14 protein-coding genes and 1 tRNA gene are annotated in these 16435 nt (G+C 58.6%); 8 read left to right on the top strand and 7 right to left on the bottom strand.

The annotated features are described in order from the left end of the window. Positions 1-18: 18 nt before the first annotated feature. The 3 genes from DL88_RS07650 to DL88_RS07660 form a co-directional block, all read right to left on the bottom strand. Positions 19-990 carry a hypothetical protein gene (locus tag DL88_RS07650; protein ID WP_051955713.1) on the bottom strand — a complete coding sequence of 324 codons (972 nt, stop codon included), beginning with the start codon at positions 988-990 and terminating at the stop codon, positions 19-21. A 409-nt stretch (positions 991-1399) separates the two neighbouring features. Continuing rightward, positions 1400-1489 (bottom strand) — tRNA-Ser (locus DL88_RS07655). A gap of 356 nt (positions 1490-1845) precedes the next feature. After that, a complete protein-coding gene (locus tag DL88_RS07660) occupies positions 1846-2097 on the bottom strand; it encodes a hypothetical protein (protein ID WP_051955727.1) in 252 nt (83 codons plus the stop codon). A gap of 253 nt (positions 2098-2350) precedes the next feature. Here DL88_RS07660 and DL88_RS20250 point away from each other — a divergent pair, with 253 nt between their 5' ends. Then, positions 2351-2572 carry a hypothetical protein gene (locus DL88_RS20250; RefSeq protein ID WP_156970992.1) on the top strand — a complete coding sequence of 74 codons (222 nt, stop codon included), beginning with the start codon at positions 2351-2353 and terminating at the stop codon, positions 2570-2572. A gap of 60 nt (positions 2573-2632) precedes the next feature. Here DL88_RS20250 and DL88_RS07670 read toward each other — a convergent pair whose 3' ends face one another. Continuing rightward, positions 2633-4225 (bottom strand): isocitrate lyase, encoded by a 1593-nt coding sequence (locus DL88_RS07670; RefSeq protein WP_034994391.1) that lies wholly within the window; start codon positions 4223-4225, stop codon positions 2633-2635. Between the two features lie 245 nt (positions 4226-4470). Between DL88_RS07670 and DL88_RS07675 the strand changes: the two genes are divergently transcribed. After that, entirely contained in the window at positions 4471-5937 is a 1467-nt protein-coding gene (locus DL88_RS07675) for a helix-turn-helix domain-containing protein (protein ID WP_034994196.1), read from the top strand. Positions 5938-6053: 116 nt separating this feature from the next. On the opposite strand, the gene DL88_RS07680 is transcribed toward DL88_RS07675, so the two are convergent. Beyond that, positions 6054-6524: a tRNA (cytidine(34)-2'-O)-methyltransferase gene (locus DL88_RS07680; protein ID WP_034994394.1), complete on the bottom strand. Its 471-nt coding sequence runs from the start codon at positions 6522-6524 to the stop codon at positions 6054-6056. A gap of 504 nt (positions 6525-7028) precedes the next feature. Between DL88_RS07680 and petA the strand changes: the two genes are divergently transcribed. The 3 genes from petA to DL88_RS07695 all read left to right on the top strand — a co-directional run bounded on the left by petA (position 7029) and on the right by DL88_RS07695 (position 9966). Continuing rightward, on the top strand, positions 7029-7550 hold the full coding sequence (gene petA / locus DL88_RS07685) for a ubiquinol-cytochrome c reductase iron-sulfur subunit (protein ID WP_084705043.1): 522 nt from the start codon (positions 7029-7031) through the stop codon (positions 7548-7550). A 103-nt stretch (positions 7551-7653) separates the two neighbouring features. Further along, positions 7654-8907 carry a cytochrome b gene (locus DL88_RS07690; RefSeq protein WP_034994201.1) on the top strand — a complete coding sequence of 418 codons (1254 nt, stop codon included), beginning with the start codon at positions 7654-7656 and terminating at the stop codon, positions 8905-8907. Between the two features lie 153 nt (positions 8908-9060). After that, complete coding sequence (locus tag DL88_RS07695; RefSeq protein WP_034994205.1) at positions 9061-9966, top strand: cytochrome c1; 906 nt, start codon at positions 9061-9063, stop codon at positions 9964-9966. A gap of 297 nt (positions 9967-10263) precedes the next feature. Here DL88_RS07695 and DL88_RS07700 read toward each other — a convergent pair whose 3' ends face one another. Together DL88_RS07700 and msrP are read right to left on the bottom strand one after the other, a co-directional pair. Beyond that, positions 10264-12606, bottom strand: a complete 2343-nt coding sequence (locus tag DL88_RS07700; RefSeq protein WP_034994209.1) for an FdhF/YdeP family oxidoreductase — start codon at positions 12604-12606, stop codon at positions 10264-10266. 128 nt (positions 12607-12734) lie between these two features. Further along, positions 12735-13718: a protein-methionine-sulfoxide reductase catalytic subunit MsrP gene (gene msrP, locus DL88_RS07705; protein WP_034994211.1), complete on the bottom strand. Its 984-nt coding sequence runs from the start codon at positions 13716-13718 to the stop codon at positions 12735-12737. A gap of 282 nt (positions 13719-14000) precedes the next feature. Here msrP and DL88_RS07710 point away from each other — a divergent pair, with 282 nt between their 5' ends. The 3 genes from DL88_RS07710 to DL88_RS07720 form a co-directional block, all read left to right on the top strand. Further along, positions 14001-14876: an S-methyl-5'-thioadenosine phosphorylase gene (locus DL88_RS07710; RefSeq protein ID WP_034994214.1), complete on the top strand. Its 876-nt coding sequence runs from the start codon at positions 14001-14003 to the stop codon at positions 14874-14876. Next, positions 14873-15412 carry an adenine phosphoribosyltransferase gene (locus DL88_RS07715; RefSeq protein ID WP_034994217.1) on the top strand — a complete coding sequence of 180 codons (540 nt, stop codon included), beginning with the start codon at positions 14873-14875 and terminating at the stop codon, positions 15410-15412. Before DL88_RS07710 ends, DL88_RS07715 begins: the two co-directional genes overlap by 4 nt. A gap of 766 nt (positions 15413-16178) precedes the next feature. Continuing rightward, on the top strand, positions 16179-16435 hold a 257-nt coding region (locus tag DL88_RS07720), incomplete at its 3' end, for a transposase (RefSeq protein WP_034992387.1).

Below are 16435 nucleotides of genomic sequence, written 5' to 3' on the forward strand. Positions count from 1 at the left end.
AAGCCCCTTGCAGACGGACTACCTGTCGTCTTCATCCCCACCATCGTCAATCTCGATCTCCTCTATGTCTTCGTCTTCGTCGCCATCGTCCAGGTTTTCGCGCGTCGAGGCTTCCAGCAGATCACGGCGTTCTTTGAAGTTCGTGATGTCCTCGTAATGCGACTCGAGCTCGTCGAGCACGGTGATCTTTCTTCTGTCGGACCGGAGGGCTGCCAGATATTCGCCCTCGAGAGCAGGATCGAACGGCAGAGGCTTTATGCGATCGCGGATCAACCGGGCGTTCGGACCGCAGGCCTCGCTCGAGAGAAAATAGGTGATCAGTTCGGCCTGCAATATGTCCTCGTCCTCGAAATCGAACTTCTTGCTCAGGAAAATCTTCGACGCCTTCGACCGGTAGTCGACCTCATATGTGTAGATATTGAGCCGTCTGGCTTCCTCCTCTACGATTTGGTGAACTGGGTTCACGATTTTTGACACAACCTTGCCGATGAACTTGCGGTGCTGACGCTCGTTCGGCGTGATCGTCAGCCAACCGCTAACATCGATCTTAATGTGGAGGTGCTTTTCCAGGAATTTGATGAGTTCGTTGCGCTCCGGTGCAGGCGCAAACACAGAATTTAGGCTGTAGCGACCGTAGCGCTGGGATGTATAGAACCGGCCCAGGAGAGCGATGAATTCATTTTCCCGCGCCGGAATTTTGAGGTCGTGCTTAGCCCTCAAACGTAGGATCAGCTCCTGGTGCGTATGCGTGATCAGGCTCTTTTCGAAGGCATCTTGGTCGACTGCGCTATCGTGTTCGGTCAAAATGACCGCAATCTTCAACAGGCGCTCGACGCCGACTGCCACTGAGTACAAAAACTCGAAAGCGTCCTCCTCGGCAGCGAAATGCTCCATCTCGTGAAAAGCCTGCAGCCCGTTGAACAGGAACCGCCCGGCGATGTCGAGCTCGGTGCCGAGGTTGAAGTTTTTCCAGTATTCGTCAGGCCGCACTTAAGTCATCCTTCTGACACTGTAGATCGGCAATCAGCACTAGCTGCGGCGCCCGCCATTCCAGGCCCTCGACAGTCCTCCCGTCATGATCACCTGGACGAGTTTACTGCATTCGAAGCTGTTGGACCTCAAGCGTGTCAATGGCCGAGGGGATTGAGCATCCCATTGTCGTCGAGCCGGTTTAGGCCGCTTGGCAGCTTTCTAACCCTCAGCTTCCTCACGGCGGCAATTCGACCCTGGCGCTTCGAATCTGATGATCCGGAAACGGACCCTTTTCAGACACACAAGAATTGCGGGCGACAGCGAGGAATCGGTGGTCTGCTGTGCTGCACGATGGCATGCGGTGATCGGCGGGATTATCGGGTTATCGGCGGCAAATTGTTCGCCCAAAAGGCGATTTTAGCCAAGGTGGCGGAGAGGGGGGGATTCGAACCCCCGATAGGCTTGCACCTATGCCGCATTTCGAGTGCGGTGCTTTCAACCACTCAGCCACCTCTCCGTAGGAAGCCTTGGTCCTTGCGTGGCCGTGCAGCGCAATAGCATGATGTTTTGGCGTAAACAAGCGATCCCTTGAGGATCGCTCTTGAGGACTGGTGGGGCTTCGCCTGTGCCGCCTTGAGAGCGGGGGGAGTCACACGGCCTCATTTGCCAGTTCCCCGGGGTAGAGATCCCGGTTCACGAGTTTTGAAAGGCGAAAGGTCGCCGGGCTTCATGCGATGCGCCTGGGGAGACTCTCCGCAAGGCAGTTTCTAAATCCGCGGAGCCGGATGCCTCCGGCCCCTGTTTCACTCATTAAGAAGGGACTCTCTTTAACGACATGATCCGCTCGGTAGGGCTCTTGTCGAGGGAGATGCTTCAGTGTTTGTCTTCCGGCGTTGCCGTGGCCCGGATCATCGGGATCATCTGGTCACCCCAATTGCCGCTGCCGTCGTGAAAGCGGGAGGTGCGCACCAGTTCCACCGAAACGCCGGCGCCGACCGCGCGGATAATCGCTTCATTGACGCGGTGGACAGCATCGGCGACGCGGCGCAGCGCCTTTTCCTGATCCGTTTCCGACTGATCATGGTGCAGGGGAAGAAATTCACCCGTATTGGCAATTTGAGTCATGACCATGCCCTTTCCTGAGCCGTTCCAGAACATCCGTTACGGCAGATTCCTCTTCGAGGAGATTCCTTTTTACTTAAAGGAATAAAAAGAATGTGGTGAAACGGCCGGGCCGTTTCACCATGATGTTTACTGAGCGTTCCTTGTGACCTGTCCGGCGATGGATCGCCAGTGGGCCAAAAGTCATGCTCCAGAAATCACGCTCAAGGAGCAAAAGCAAAGGCCCAGAGCGCGAAGGCGCTCTTATTCGGCGGCCTTGAACTGCGCGGCTTCCGTCGACGCGGCGAAGCGCCTTTTGCTGTTCTGTCTCCGTCGTTTCCTGCACCGGCCGGAACGCACCCCTGCTCATGGCCTCATCTTCCACATTCAAGAGAAACAGACGGCAAAACCGGCCTTTGACCGGCCCGCCGCCACCTTTAATGCAGAGAACAAAAGCCAAAAACAGTTCCAAATGCCAGAAAACCTGAAACTGTCTTGAGACAGAACGCTGACTCTGGCGAGGCAGAGCCAAGCCCAACCCCGCCGTCCAAAAAAGTTCTCAGCCGAACTGGTTCATCGTGTTGTCGGCACCGCCCGCCTTCAACGCGGCTTCGCCAGCGAAATATTCCTTGTGATCGTCGCCAATGTCGGAACCCGCCATGTTCTGGTGCTTCGCGCAGGCGATCTTCTGGCGGATTTCTTGCCGCTGGACATTCAGCACGTAGCCGAGCATCGCCTGTTCGCCGAAATATTCCTTGGCAAGGTTATCGGTCGACAGCGCCGCCGTGTGATAGGTCGGCAAGGTGATGAGGTGGTGGAAAATGCCTGCCCGCTTCGAGGCGTCGGCCTGGAAGGTGCGGATTTTTTCGTCAGCCTCGGCGGCAAGATCGCTGCCGTCATATTTCACATCCATCAGGCCAGCGCGGTCATAGGCGGAAACATCCTTGCCGGCTTCCTTCCAGGTATCATAGACTTGCTGACGGAAGTTGATCGTCCAGTTGAACGAGGGCGAATTATTGTAGACGAGCTTGGCGTTCGGGATGACGGCGCGGATGCGGTCCATCATGCCGGCGATCTGCTCGACATGCGGCTTTTCGGTCTCGATCCACAGAAGGTCGGCGCCATTCTGCAGCGAGGTGATCGAATCGAGCACGCAGCGGTCCTCACCCGTGCCCTTGCGGAACTGGAAGAGGTTGCTCGGGAGCCGCTTCGGCCGGAACAGCTTGCCATCGCGGTTGATGATGACGTCGCCATTGGCGCCGCCGCCAGCCGGAACTTCCTCCACGTCGAGGAAGGAATTGTACTGGTCGCCGAGATCGCCCGGCTTGTGGCTGACCGCGATCTGCTTGGTGAGACCGGCGCCGAGAGAGTCGGTGCGGGTGACAATGATGCCATCATCAACGCCGAGTTCGAGGAAGGCATAGCGGCAGGCGCGCACCTTGGCCAAGAAATCCTCGTGCGGCACGGTGACCTTGCCGTCCTGGTGGCCGCATTGCTTTTCATCCGAGACCTGGTTTTCGATTTGCAGGGCGCCGGCGCCCGCCTCGATCATCTTCTTGGCGAGAAGATAGGTCGCTTCGGCGTTGCCGAAGCCCGCGTCAATATCGGCGATGATCGGAATGACATGGGTCTGGTGATTGTCGGCCTGGGTCAGAAGCTCTTTCGCCTTGGCGCTGTCTCCCGCCTTGCGGGCGGCGTCGACGGCGCGGAAAATATCGTTGAGCTCGCGTGCATCGGCCTGGCGGAGGAAGGTGTAAAGCTCCTCGATGAGCGCCGGGACGGCGGTCTTTTCATGCATCGACTGGTCGGGCAGCGGGCCGAACTCGGAACGCAGCGCGGCGACCATCCAGCCGGAGAGGTAAAGGTAGCGGCGTTCGGTCGTGCCGAAATGCTTTTTGATCGAAATCACCTTCTGCTGGCCGATGAAACCGTGCCAGCAGCCGAGCGACTGAGTATATTTGGTGGTGTCCGCGTCATAGGCCGCCATGTCCCGGCGCATGATGGCTGCCGTATATTTGGCGATATCGAGACCGGTTTTGAAGCGGTTCTGCAAGCGCATCCGGACGACGGCCTCGGCATCGATGCCGTCCCATGTGCCGTTCTTGCTCTTGATGAGCTGGCTCACCTCATTAATTTGGTCTTGATAAGACATCAACATAGTCCTCGATCAATCGGAGATTTTTTGCGGCGCCCGGGCGTTCGGGAACGCCCGGTTATTGACAGACAGAATTCACATGAATTGACAAATTGGTCGGTTCAGGTCATTCGTGATGAGCAATAGATGCCCTTGCTGGCCGCAATAGACAAGTGGCTTGTAAAGGAATGAGGTCGTTGTGTAACTTTTTTGCATTGTTAATTTGTCAGTGTGTAAATAAAATTACTAACTAGCAGGTCCTTATGAGCCAGACTCTTGCCCATTCAGCCGGTCAAGCCGATGCATCACGCAAGATTTTCGCGGGCCCTCGCCTGAAGCGGCTGCGCCGTGAGCGCCAGATCACCCAGGCCCGCATGGCCGAGGAGCTCAATGTTTCGCCGAGCTACCTGAACCTCATGGAGCGCAATCAGCGCCCGATCACCGTCCAGGTCCTGATCCGCCTCACCGATGTCTATGGTGTCGACCCGCGCGATTTTCTCTCTGTCGAGGCCGAACAATCCTTGGGGGAGATGGATCAGATTCTTGCCGATCCACTCTTTCGCGAGGTTCCGATCCCGCGCGCCGAAATGCAGGATGCTGCGGAACATGCTCCTGCCATGCTTTCGGCTCTCGTGCGGCTTTATCGCGCCTATGCCGCGGCCCGCGAGGCGGGGGAGGCGAGCGCTTTTAACGGCGTCGATCCCGATCATGCCGAGCCGACGCTCACCGATAATCCGGTTGATCGCGTCCGCGCGATTCTGCATGAGGCCCGCAACCATTTTCCGGAGATCGAGGCTGCGGCGGAAACATTCGCCGCCGATCTCGCGCTGACGGGCCATGAATTGTTTTATGGCCTCTCCGAATATTTGCGGGAGCATCACAATATCAGGGTCCGGCCGCTGCCGCTCGAGGTCATGGGCGAGCGGCTGCGCTGGTATGATTACCATCGCCGCCAGCTGATGATCTCCGAAGTGATGGATCAGCCCGGCCGCACGTTCCAGGCGGCTTATCAGCTCGGGCTCGTCAAATTCGGCGGCCTGCTCGATGAAATCGCCGGCCGCCTTGAGTCTGGTGATGAAGTAAGCCGGCGGCTGTTGCGGGTGACTCTCGCCAATTATTTCGCTGGCGCCTTGATGATGCCCTATGGGCGTTTTCACGAGGCGGCGGAATTGCTCGGCTATGATATCGAGGTCCTTGCCTCCCGTTTCGGCGCCAGCATCGAGCAGGTCGCACATCGGCTGACCACTCTGTCGCGTCCGACTTTGCGCGGCATTCCGTTCTTCATGGTGCGGGTCGATATGGCCGGCAATGTCTCCAAGCGTTTTTCCTCGGGTCGGTTTCCCTTTTCCCATTCGGGCGGCACCTGCCCCTTGTGGAACGTGCACGCGGCCTTTTCCGATCCCAGCCGGATTTTGACCCAGATCATCGAACTGACCGATGGGACGCAATGGTTCTCCATCGCCCGGACCGTACGCCGATCGGTGACGCCCTGGGGCGCTATAGAGCCGCGTTTCGCCGTTGCGCTCGGTTGCGAGATCAAATATGCGCGCCGGCTCATCTATGCGAAGGGGCATAATCTCGAAACGGTCGAGGCGATGCCGGTCGGCATCAATTGCCGCCTGTGTGACCGGCAGGCATGCCCGCAGCGGGCCGCGCCCCCGGCGCTGCGCAATCTGTTCGTCGATGAGAACATGCGCAATGTTTCGCCCTTCACCTTCAGTGAGGCGTGATTCAAAATACGGGAACCAGTTTGGAAACATGAGCATACCCGCATGCTCCGCTGTCAAGGCGCAGCATAGGGGTCGAATCCGACGATTCTGTGTACCACCAGGGCCGGGGGGCTTGTTCAGGGGGGCGCGTCACCGGTTTGGAAGCGGCCGCATTGGCGCAGGGCTTCGCCGAGCACCATGGCTGCTGCGACCGCGACATTGAGCGACCGCATCGGCGGCTGCATCGGAATGCGAATGCTGGCATCGGCCTGTGCGTGGACTGTTTCGGGGACGCCAGCCGATTCGCGGCCGACGAGGAGAATGTCGCCAGGCTGAAAGCAAAATTCCGTATAGGGCAGGGCGGCCTGGGTGGAGAGCAGCACCAGACGGCGGCCGCTCGCTGTCTGCCAATCACGAAAAGCGGTAAAGGAGACGTGCCGTGTCACCGAAACGTGATCGAGATAATCCATGCCGGCGCGGCGAAAATTCCGGTCGCTAACGGGAAAGCCGGCCGGTTCGATGATGGCGGCGTCTATGCCGAGACAGGCGCAGAGCCGCAGCATGGTGCCGCAATTTTGCGGAATGTCGGGCTGATAAAGCACCAGCATCGGGGCTGTTGTCACGGATGCATCTCTCTGGCGCGCATGTGTCTGCGGCGGGAGCGTCGAAGCTGATTGCGTTGAAGGCGCGGCTTCGGCTGCGAAAGCCGATGGCATTTTTTCCAAATCGTTTTTTGCCGGGATTACGTCCCTGCGCTCGTCGAGAGGCATTGAAATGCATCCGTTGCATGCCGTGATCGGCGGGTCGCGCCGCTATCTGAAAGGGTGCTTTTGCAGGAGGATTTCGCTTGCAAACAAGTGGCGAAGCGTCACATTGCTACCCTCTCGACATAGCTTCTAAGAGTTCGGTGTTCTTGGAAGCAAGGCGTGAGAGCTGGCGCGGAAAGAGATTATCGCTTTTGTAAACTTCCGTCTTCTGGAGGATTTTCAAAACCCGCGGCGGCGGATAAAGCCTAAGCGCTGCTGCCAGTTCTTCTCAAAGTCAGCCTATCGCCACGCGAAAAAAGGCGATAGGAGGGCAGGCGCAACAGACCAACGAGTTCGAGGATAACGATCTTGGCCACCGCGACGATCGACGCACCGACCCGCAGGGATTTTCTCTTCATCGCGACCGGCGCCATGGGCGTCGTGGCGGCAGGTTCCATTCTCTGGCCGCTGATCGACCAGATGAACCCCGACGCCTCGACGCTCGCGGCGGCTTCCACGGAAGTGGACATCGGCAATATTGCCGAGGGCCAGATCGTCACCGTCAAATGGCGCGGCAAGCCGGTCTTCATCCGTCACCGGACGAAGAAGGAAATCACGGATTCCGAGGCGGTTCCGCTCTCCGAATTGCGGGATCCGCAGACCGACCAGTCACGCGTGCAGAAGCCTGAATGGCTGGTCGTCATCGGCATCTGCACCCATCTCGGCTGCGTGCCGATCGGCCATGAAGGCCAGTATGACGGATGGTTCTGCCCGTGCCATGGCTCGGTCTATGATACGTCGGGCCGCATCCGGCAAGGGCCTGCGCCGCTCAATCTCGCCATACCGCCCTATAAATTCGTGTCCGATACCAAGCTTTCGATCGGTTGATCGAACCTGCCGGATTCCCTTTCCCGATCTTTCCATCCCAGGCGTCTCCCCACACGGCGGGAAGTCAGCCTCGACGTGAAACCCGAAAGAAGAGACGAGACCGATGAGCGGATCTTCAACCTATATTCCCAAGAGCGGTCTGGCGCGATGGTTTGAAAGCCGCCTGCCGATCATTGGGCTGATACATTCCTCGTTCATCGTCTTTCCGACGCCGCGCAATCTCAATTATTGGTGGACCTTCGGCGGCATCTTGACCTTCATGCTGGTCGCGCAGATCGCCACTGGCGTCGTGCTCGTCATGCATTATACGCCCGAGGTCACGCTTGCCTTCGCCTCGGTTGAGCACATCATGCGCAACGTGAACTACGGCTGGCTGATTCGCTATGCGCATGCGAATGGCGCGTCGATGTTCTTCATCGCCGTCTATATCCACATGCTGCGCGGCCTTTATTATGGCTCCTACAAGGCGCCGCGCGAGGTTTTGTGGATTATCGGCGTCATCATCTATCTTCTGATGATGGCTACCGGCTTCATGGGCTATGTGCTGCCCTGGGGTCAGATGAGCTTCTGGGGCGCCACCGTCATCACCAGCCTGTTCTCGGCGATCCCCTTCGTCGGCGATACGATCACCACCTGGCTGTGGGGCGGCTTCGCGGTCGATAATCCGACGCTCAACCGGTTCTTCTCGCTGCATTATCTTCTGCCCTTCATGATTGCCGGCGTCGTCGTCCTGCACATCTGGGCGCTGCATGTGCCGGGTTCCAACAACCCTGCCGGTCTCGACGTCAAGACCCCGAAGGATACACTGCCTTTCCATCCCTATTTCACCATCAAGGATGGTTTCGGCCTCGCCTGCTTCCTGATCTTCTTCTCCTGGTTCGTCTTCTACGTGCCGAATTATCTCGGCCACGCTGATAATTACATCGAAGCGAACCCGATGCAGACGCCCGCCCATATCGTGCCGGAATGGTATTATCTGCCCTTCTACGCGATCTTGCGGTCGATCCCCTCGAAGCTCGGCGGTGTCATCGCCATGTTCGGTGCGATCCTGGTCTTCGCCTTCCTGCCCTGGCTCGATACCTCGCGGGTGCGCTCGGCCGCTTATCGTCCGGTCTACCGCTTCTTCTTCTGGGTCTTCGTCGCCTGCGTGCTGTTGCTTGGCTATATCGGCTCGCGTCCTCCGGAAGGTGGTGCCGTCCTCGCCGGACGTCTCCTCACGGCCTATTACTTCATTTACTTCCTGGTAATCCTGCCGCTGATCGGCCTGTTCGAAACGCCGCGTGAATTGCCAGCCTCCATCGCCGATGCCGTGCTCGGCAAGCAGGGTGCGGTCAGCACCGAAGCGGTAACGCACTGAGCGTGGAAGCTACCTCCTAGCGGAAGGAGCTGGATGGCTCCTTCCGGGGCGGGCCGCACTCTGTGGCCCCATCGAAACACCATCTGCGCATGCCGGATCCTCAATGAAAAACGATCCTGGCCCAGCGGTCGATAGGCACGAGGAAAGAAGAGGATGAGTCTTTTCAACAGCGGCAAAGGGCGCGGGAAAAGCTGGGTGCCGGGGATTCTCGCCGCCGGACTGCTCTTCTCGGTTTCCTGCATCTCCGCTTTCGCGGTCGACGAACCCAAGGTGACGGCCGAAGTCCCCAGTCCGCTTGCTGCGGAACCTGCTCAATCCGAGGGGGGGCATCCGGTTCCTCCCCGCCAGCAGTGGAGCTTCGCCGGCCCGTTCGGAAAATACGACAGGGCGCAGTTGCAGCGCGGTTTTCAGGTTTTCCGCGAAGTCTGCTCAAATTGTCATTCGGCGAAATTCCTGGCCTTCCGTAACCTTGCCGATCCGGGTGGCCCGCACTTCTCCGAGGCTCAGGTGAAGGCGCTCGCGGCCACTTACAAGGTCAAGGATGGCCCGAACGACGCCGGTGAAATGTTCGAACGGCCGGGCCGGCCGTCTGATTATTTCCCGTGGGTCTTCGCCAATCCGCAGGCGGCGGTCTCGGCGCTCGGCGCCTTGCCGCCGGACATGTCGGTCCTGGCCAAGGCGCGTACCTATCAGCGTGGCTTCCCCCTGTTCCTGCTCGATCCGATCATCCAGTATCAGGAGCATGGAGCCGACTATATTTACGCGCTTCTGAACGGTTATACGCATCCCGATGATCCGAGCTGGAACGAATTCATGCCGGGCCACAAGATCGGCATGCCGAAGCCCTTGAGCGATGGTCTCGTCGCCTATACCGATGGCGCGCCGCAGACGGCGGAACAATATGCGAAGGATGTCACGGCCTATCTGATGTGGATGGCCGAGCCCAAGCTCGAGGATCGCAAGAAATACGGTTTCCGTGTCATTGCCTTCCTGATCGTTTTCGCGGGCATGCTCTATTTCGTGAAGCGCCGCGTCTGGTCCGACGTTCACGGCCATTGATCATCGGCATTGTTTCTCTCAAAAGAGCGGGAGCCTTGGGGCTCCCGCTCTTTTTTTGTCGCGGTCCCATTGGGGCCGGCACCATTGGTTGAGGGTGTGTTGCCTTTGCCCTCGCTAGAGCATTTTGTCCGTATGTTGGATCGCTTTGCGATTTCATCTCCCTGAAAATGCTCTAAATTTTCTGAGTGGAGCGTTTTGGGATATATCCAAAACGCTTCAGGAAAAGCGGCTAGGCAGTCCAGCGCAAAACACACCGATGAAATCACTTGCTGGCCCTGGCGGCCGGCGGGAAATGATTCATGGCGTCTGCGCGAGCATTTTTTCCGGCGCACCGGCTTTTCCTGTTTCCGATCCGACGGGTTTTGCCGCCTTGATCGAAACAGGGATCGATTTCGCAGCAGGCGTATCGCTTTTGCGGTCGCGATGACTTAGGGGAAGCAGCGCCGTGGTCTCGGGAAAATAGGCGGCGCAGCAGCCTTGAGGAATGTCGTAGGCCACGATCTTGAATCCGGAAAGCCGGCGTTCCACGCCGTCGTCGGCCACGGTCGCGAATTCGATCAGATCACCTTCCGAAAGGTCCAGGGAGGCGATGTCCTTCGCATTCATAAAGACGATCATTCGTTCGCCGAAGATGCCGCGATAGCGATCGTCGTATGAATAAACGGTGGTGTTGAACTGGTCATGGCTGCGCAGGGTCATGAGCTGAAAATGCGGCCGCTTCGGCGCATCGTCATCCTCATCCGCGAGATCGGGCTCGAAAAGGAAATTGGCCTTTCCGGTAGGCGTTGGCCATATGCGTTCGCGCGGCGGGATCGGCAGATGGAAGCCGCCGGGGATGGCGATCCGCTCATTGTAATGGTCGAAGCCCGGGATCACCTCCTCGATCTTGTCGCGGATCCGGGAATAATCCGCCGCCAGAGCATCCCAGTCGATGGCGGCCCGATCGGCAATTGTCGCCTTGGCGAGCGCGGCGACGATCCAGGGCTCGGACCGGCATAGCTCGCTTGCGGGCGTCAGCATGCCCGTTGAGCCATGGATCATGGCGAAACTGTCCTCCACCGTCACCGTCTGCGGCCCACCTTCCTGCAGATCGAGTTCGGTGCGGCCGAGGACCGGCAAAATATAGGATGCCTGGCCATGGGCCAGATGGCTGTGGTTGAGCTTGGTCGCCATATAGACGGTGAGTTTCAACTCGGACGCTTTTGGCGTGATCCGGTTTTGATCGGGAATCGCACGGAAGAAATTGCCGCCGAGCGCCAGAAAGGCATCGACCTCGCCGCGTAAAATCGCCTCGCAGCATTCCGCCGTATCATGGCCCCATTCGCGGGGGCTCTCGAAGCCGAAGGCGGTATCGAGCTTTTGCAGGAAATCCTCCGTCGGCGTCTTGTTGATCCCCACCGTTCTGTCGCCCTGCACATTGGAATGGCCACGAATGGGGGAGGCGCCGGCGCCGAGCCGTCCGATATTGCCACGCAGAAGCAGCAGGTTAATGATCTGCTGCAAGGCTTCGCCGCCGCGCCGGTGCTGGGTAATGCCCATGCCCCAGCAGCAGATGACATTTTTGGCTTTCATGTAAATGTCTGCGACCTGCTCGATCTGGCTGCGCGGCAGGGCGGTAAAGCGTTCGATCCTCTCCCAATCGAGCGCCCGCACATAATCGGCAAAAGCGTCAAATCCATGTGTATGCGCGGCGATGAACTCTCTGTCGAGAACCGCCGGTGCGCCTGTCATGCGCGCCTGATCATCGGCTTCGATCACGATCTTGCAGATCGCCTGCAAGGCGAGGATATCACCACCGGTTTTGACCTGCAGATAATTGGAAGTGATTTTCTGGCTGGTGCCCGTCAGCATTTCGATCGGATTTTGCGGATCGGTGAATTTGACGAGGCCGCGCTCCTTGAGCGGATTGAGGGAAACGATGGGAACACCGCGTTTCGCCATGTCGTGGAGCTGCCCCAACATGCGCGGGCTGTTGGTGCCGGGATTTTGCCCGATGATGAACATCGCGTCGCAGGCGTCCCAATCCTCGAAGGTGACGGTTCCCTTGCCGACGCCGATGCTTTCCGGCAAAGCGACGGTCGTCGTCGCATGGCACATGTCGGAACAATCGGGAAAATTATTGGTGCCGATCAGCCGTCCATAAAGCTGCCAGAGAAAGGCCGCCTCGTTAGAGGCGCGGCCGGACGTGTAGAGCTCGATTCTTTTCGGATCGAGCCCGCGCACCAAAGCGCCGATTTCCGCGATGGCCGTTTCCCAATCGACCAGTTCGTAATGATCGGTCTCGGCATTATAGCGCATCGGATGTGTCAGCCGGCCGTGATCCTCCAGTGCGAAATCGCTCCAGTCTTGCAATTCGCTCACGCTGTGCTCGGCGAAAAATTGCGGCTCAGTCCGTTTGGCGGTTGCTTCCCAGGCAACGGCCTTGGCGCCGTTCTCGCAATATTCGGCTGCATGGGGCTGTTTTGGATCCGGCCAGGCGCAGCTCGGGCAATCGAATCCTCCTGGCTTGTTCATGTTGAAGAGGGCGAGATTGCCCTTCACCAGGATTTTCTGCCGGCCAAGCTGTTGCTCGGTTGCGGCAACCGCGCCCCAGCCCCCGGCCACTCCCTGTGGGGCAGCCTTTGAACGGATTTGCACCATAATGTCGACCTCGTCGCGAAAGTGTTTTCGCCGGTCAACGCGCTATGTTTCACAATGTTCAGGCAAACTTGCGTGAACACGGCGGCTTTTCTTGTCGAAACCTAAAGCTATATCGCTATCAATACTTTTCAGCGGAACAATATTTCCTTTTCGAGCCCAGTATAGAGCGAGGCGACCTCTTCGCCATAGCCATTATAAAGGAGTGTCGGCCGCCGTTCGCCTGTGCCCAAGACCTCCTCCGTCGCCTGACTCCAGCGGGGATGTGGGACGGCGGGATTTACATTGGCCCAGAAGCCATATTCGCTCGCCTGCAGATTTTCCCAGAAGCTCTTGGGCCGTTCCGCGACAAAGGAAATGCGGGTGATCGATTTGATCGATTTGAACCCGTATTTCCAGGGAACGGCGAGCCGCAACGGCGCACCGAAAGCCTTGAGCAGCGGTTTTCCATAGGCGCCCGTGACCAAAAAGGCGAGATCATTGGCGGCCTCGGCAATGGTGAGCCCCTCGACATAGGGCCAGGGATACCAGAATTGCCGCTGGCCCGGCGCGATCTTGGAATCGAGGAAAGTCTCCATCCGCACGTAGCGGGCCGCCGAAAGCGGCTGCACGCGAGAAAGGAGTGCGCGCAAGGGAAACCCGGTCCAGGGAATGGCCATCGACCAGCCTTCGACGCAGCGATGCCGGTAAAGCCGTTCTTCCAGCGGAAAGGCGCGTTCGAGATCCTCGAAGGCGAACGTCTGCGGCGCCTCGACCAACCCATCCACCTTGACCGTCCAAGGGGTCGTCCGCAAGGCTTCGGCTGCTTCCGCAATCGATTTCGACATGCCGAATTCATAGAAATTATTGTAATGCGCATTGATGCGCTCGGGCGTCACCGCTCTGTCCAGGGTGAAAGCCGGATTGGGCCTGGCGGGGTAAAGTCCGGCGGGATCGGCCTCTGCATGGCCTGGCGTTGTTGAACCGATAAAGCTCGTGAGTCCCGTCAGGCCCGTCGCCATCAGCGTGCCCGCGGCCGCGCTTTGGCGCAGAAAGCTGCGGCGGTCGAAGAACAGGGCCTCAGGCGTTGTCTCAGATGTGGCGATTTCCCATCTGCGGCGGCGATGAAAGAACATGGAGGATCCTTCCGGGCCGGCCCGGCGGAGTGATCGCGAGCGCGGCAATAAAAGTCTGGAGCGGCGGGCGCAATTCACGTAAAGGCTGCTACTGGTCTCCCTTGCCCATACGGCCAGAAGGCGGCGGGCGTTACGCGGAAGAGCATTAAAATTCGGGCCGATTTCGAAGGGTTTCGCTCGAACATGCTGCATCTTCGAGAGAGTCGTTCGGCAAGCGGCGGTTAGAGTGTTTCGGATGTTTCCAAAACACTCCATCAAAAAATACTTTAAGCCGGAGGGTGCATGTCCAAAGCCGTTGTCGGCATTATCGGCGGGTCTGGCGTTTATGACCTGCCGGGTCTCGAGGATCTGCGTGAGGAGCGCGTCGCGACGCCCTGGGGAGAGCCTTCCGACGCCCTGCGTTTCGGGCGGATCGGAGGGACGGAAGCCGTCTTCCTGCCGCGTCACGGGCGCGGCCATGTTCTCTCGCCTTCCGGTATCAACTATCGCGCCAATATCGATGCTCTGAAACGCGTCGGCGTCACCGATATCGTTTCCGTCTCGGCCTGCGGCTCGTTCAAGCAGGAGCTTTATCCGGGGCTCTTCGTCCTCATTGATCAATTCCTCGACCGTACTCATGGACGCGAAAGCTCGTTCTTCGGCAATGGCTGCGTGGCTCATGTCTCGATGGCGCATCCGATCGCTCCGCTGTTGCGTCAAAGGATCGCCGAGGCCGCGGCTGCCGAGCAGATCCCCTTTGTTTCGGGCGGCACCTATGTCTGCATGGAGGGACCGCAATTTTCCTCTCAGGCGGAATCCTTGAGCTACAAGGCGCAAGGATTCGACGTCATTGGCATGACCGCCATGCCCGAGGCGAAGCTCGCGCGCGAGGCGGAAATCTCCTATGCGACCATCGCCATGGTGACCGATTTCGACTGCTGGCATCCCGACCATGATCATGTCGACGTGGCCTCGGTCATCAAGGTCGTGCAGGCCAATGCCGCCAATGCCTCAAGGCTTCTGGCCCGGCTGTTGCGCGATTTTCCAGCCGAGCATGAGCCCTGTCCAATCGGCTCCGACCGTGCGCTGGACAATGCGCTCATTACCGCGCCGCAGGCGCGGGATCCGGCGCTCCTTGAAAAACTTTCAGTCATCATGCAGCGGATCGAGACCCGATGAACCAGCCCTATGATTTGAAGAAGACGATCCGCACGATTTCGAATTATCCTAAGCCGGGCATCGAATTCCGGGATATCACGACACTTCTCGGCGATGCCCGCGCCTTTCGCCGCGCGGTGGATGAGCTCGTCCAGCCCTGGGCCGGGACCAAGATCGACAAGATCGCGGGAATGGAGGCGCGGGGATTCATCCTCGGCGGCGCCGTGGCGCATCAATTGTCGGCGGGCTTCGTGCCGATCCGCAAGAAGGGCAAGCTGCCGCATACGACGGTCTCGATCGCCTATTCGCTGGAATATGGTCTCGATGAAATGGAGATCCATGCCGATGCTGTGACCAAAGGCGAAAAGGTGATCCTCGTCGATGATCTTATCGCGACCGGGGGCACTGCCGCCGGTGCGGTCGGCCTGTTGCAAAAGCTCGGCGCCGAAGTCGTGGCCGCTTGTTTCGTCATCGACCTGCCGGATCTCGGCGGCGCCAAAAAGATCGAGGCGCTCGGCGTCCCGGTGCGCAGCCTGCTCGCCTTCGAAGGACATTGAAGGTTTGATCGGCCTGAACCGATGATTGAAAGCATCCGCAGGCCGGTTCCTTTCCGTCCTGTGTGAATATCATTCCGCATTTCCGAGCGGGCTCCGCTCGGGATCGCCACCATCCGGGCCAAGTCCTGATGGCCCGCCGGGTAATCCGGCGGAAGACTGTCGCTCGCGGTCGCTGACACCAAATCCCGATGGGCATGCGTACTGGGGTTGATCATGCCAGACGCGATCACTGGACGCGCCGGGCGGTTCGCCGATTGCCGCGCTGAAATGATGTCTTGATAGACAACACGTTTTTGTGATCGCGCGTCTCGCGGGAAAATTTTCCGTGCCTCCGGTGCTAAAGCGACAAAGTCGTGGTCTTTCCGCGAACCCTCATTGCCTCCGCCAAAAATTGTATTCCGTATGTTTGGGCGGCATGTCCAAGCGATGGTTTCCCGTGGCTCGGCGCCGAATTTTCGAAGACTCCGGAGTCGGAGCCTGCCGCGGAAACAACTAAAAGTGGATTGAGCCGCTTTTGTCTTCGCCGAATTGCAGCGACACTATGGTCCTTCCTTCGACCCTTTTGATGTGTGCGGACGGTTTTTACTGTCTGCATTGACGCATTGGTAAAATTAAATTACCAACAAGCAACGTAAGCAAAAATACCGTCGAGGGAACGTCTGATGACAATGATCAAGGAAATCTAGGCGGTAGTGACGATTTAATATTTTGGGGATTCCCAGAGAGGCGCAAATCAGATTCAACGCTGATTTTTGAAAGATCAGCCATGGACTGTGATGAACTGCGCGATGACCAGTGGGAGCGCCTGAGGCCACTGGTCCCAGGCGGGGGTAAGGGCAAACGCGGACCTCGCACGGACAACCGCAAGTTCCTCAATGCGTTGCTTTGGATGGCCCGCTCAGGTGGGCGCTGGCGAGATCTTCCCGAGCGGCTTGGCGACTACGCGACGGTGAAGAGGCGCTATTATCGCTGGATCGAGATGGGTGTTCTCGATGCCATGTTTGAGGCACTTGCCCGCGAAGC

This window comes from Beijerinckia mobilis (assembly GCF_000745425.1).
Classification (GTDB): Bacteria; Pseudomonadota; Alphaproteobacteria; order Rhizobiales; family Beijerinckiaceae; genus Beijerinckia; species Beijerinckia mobilis.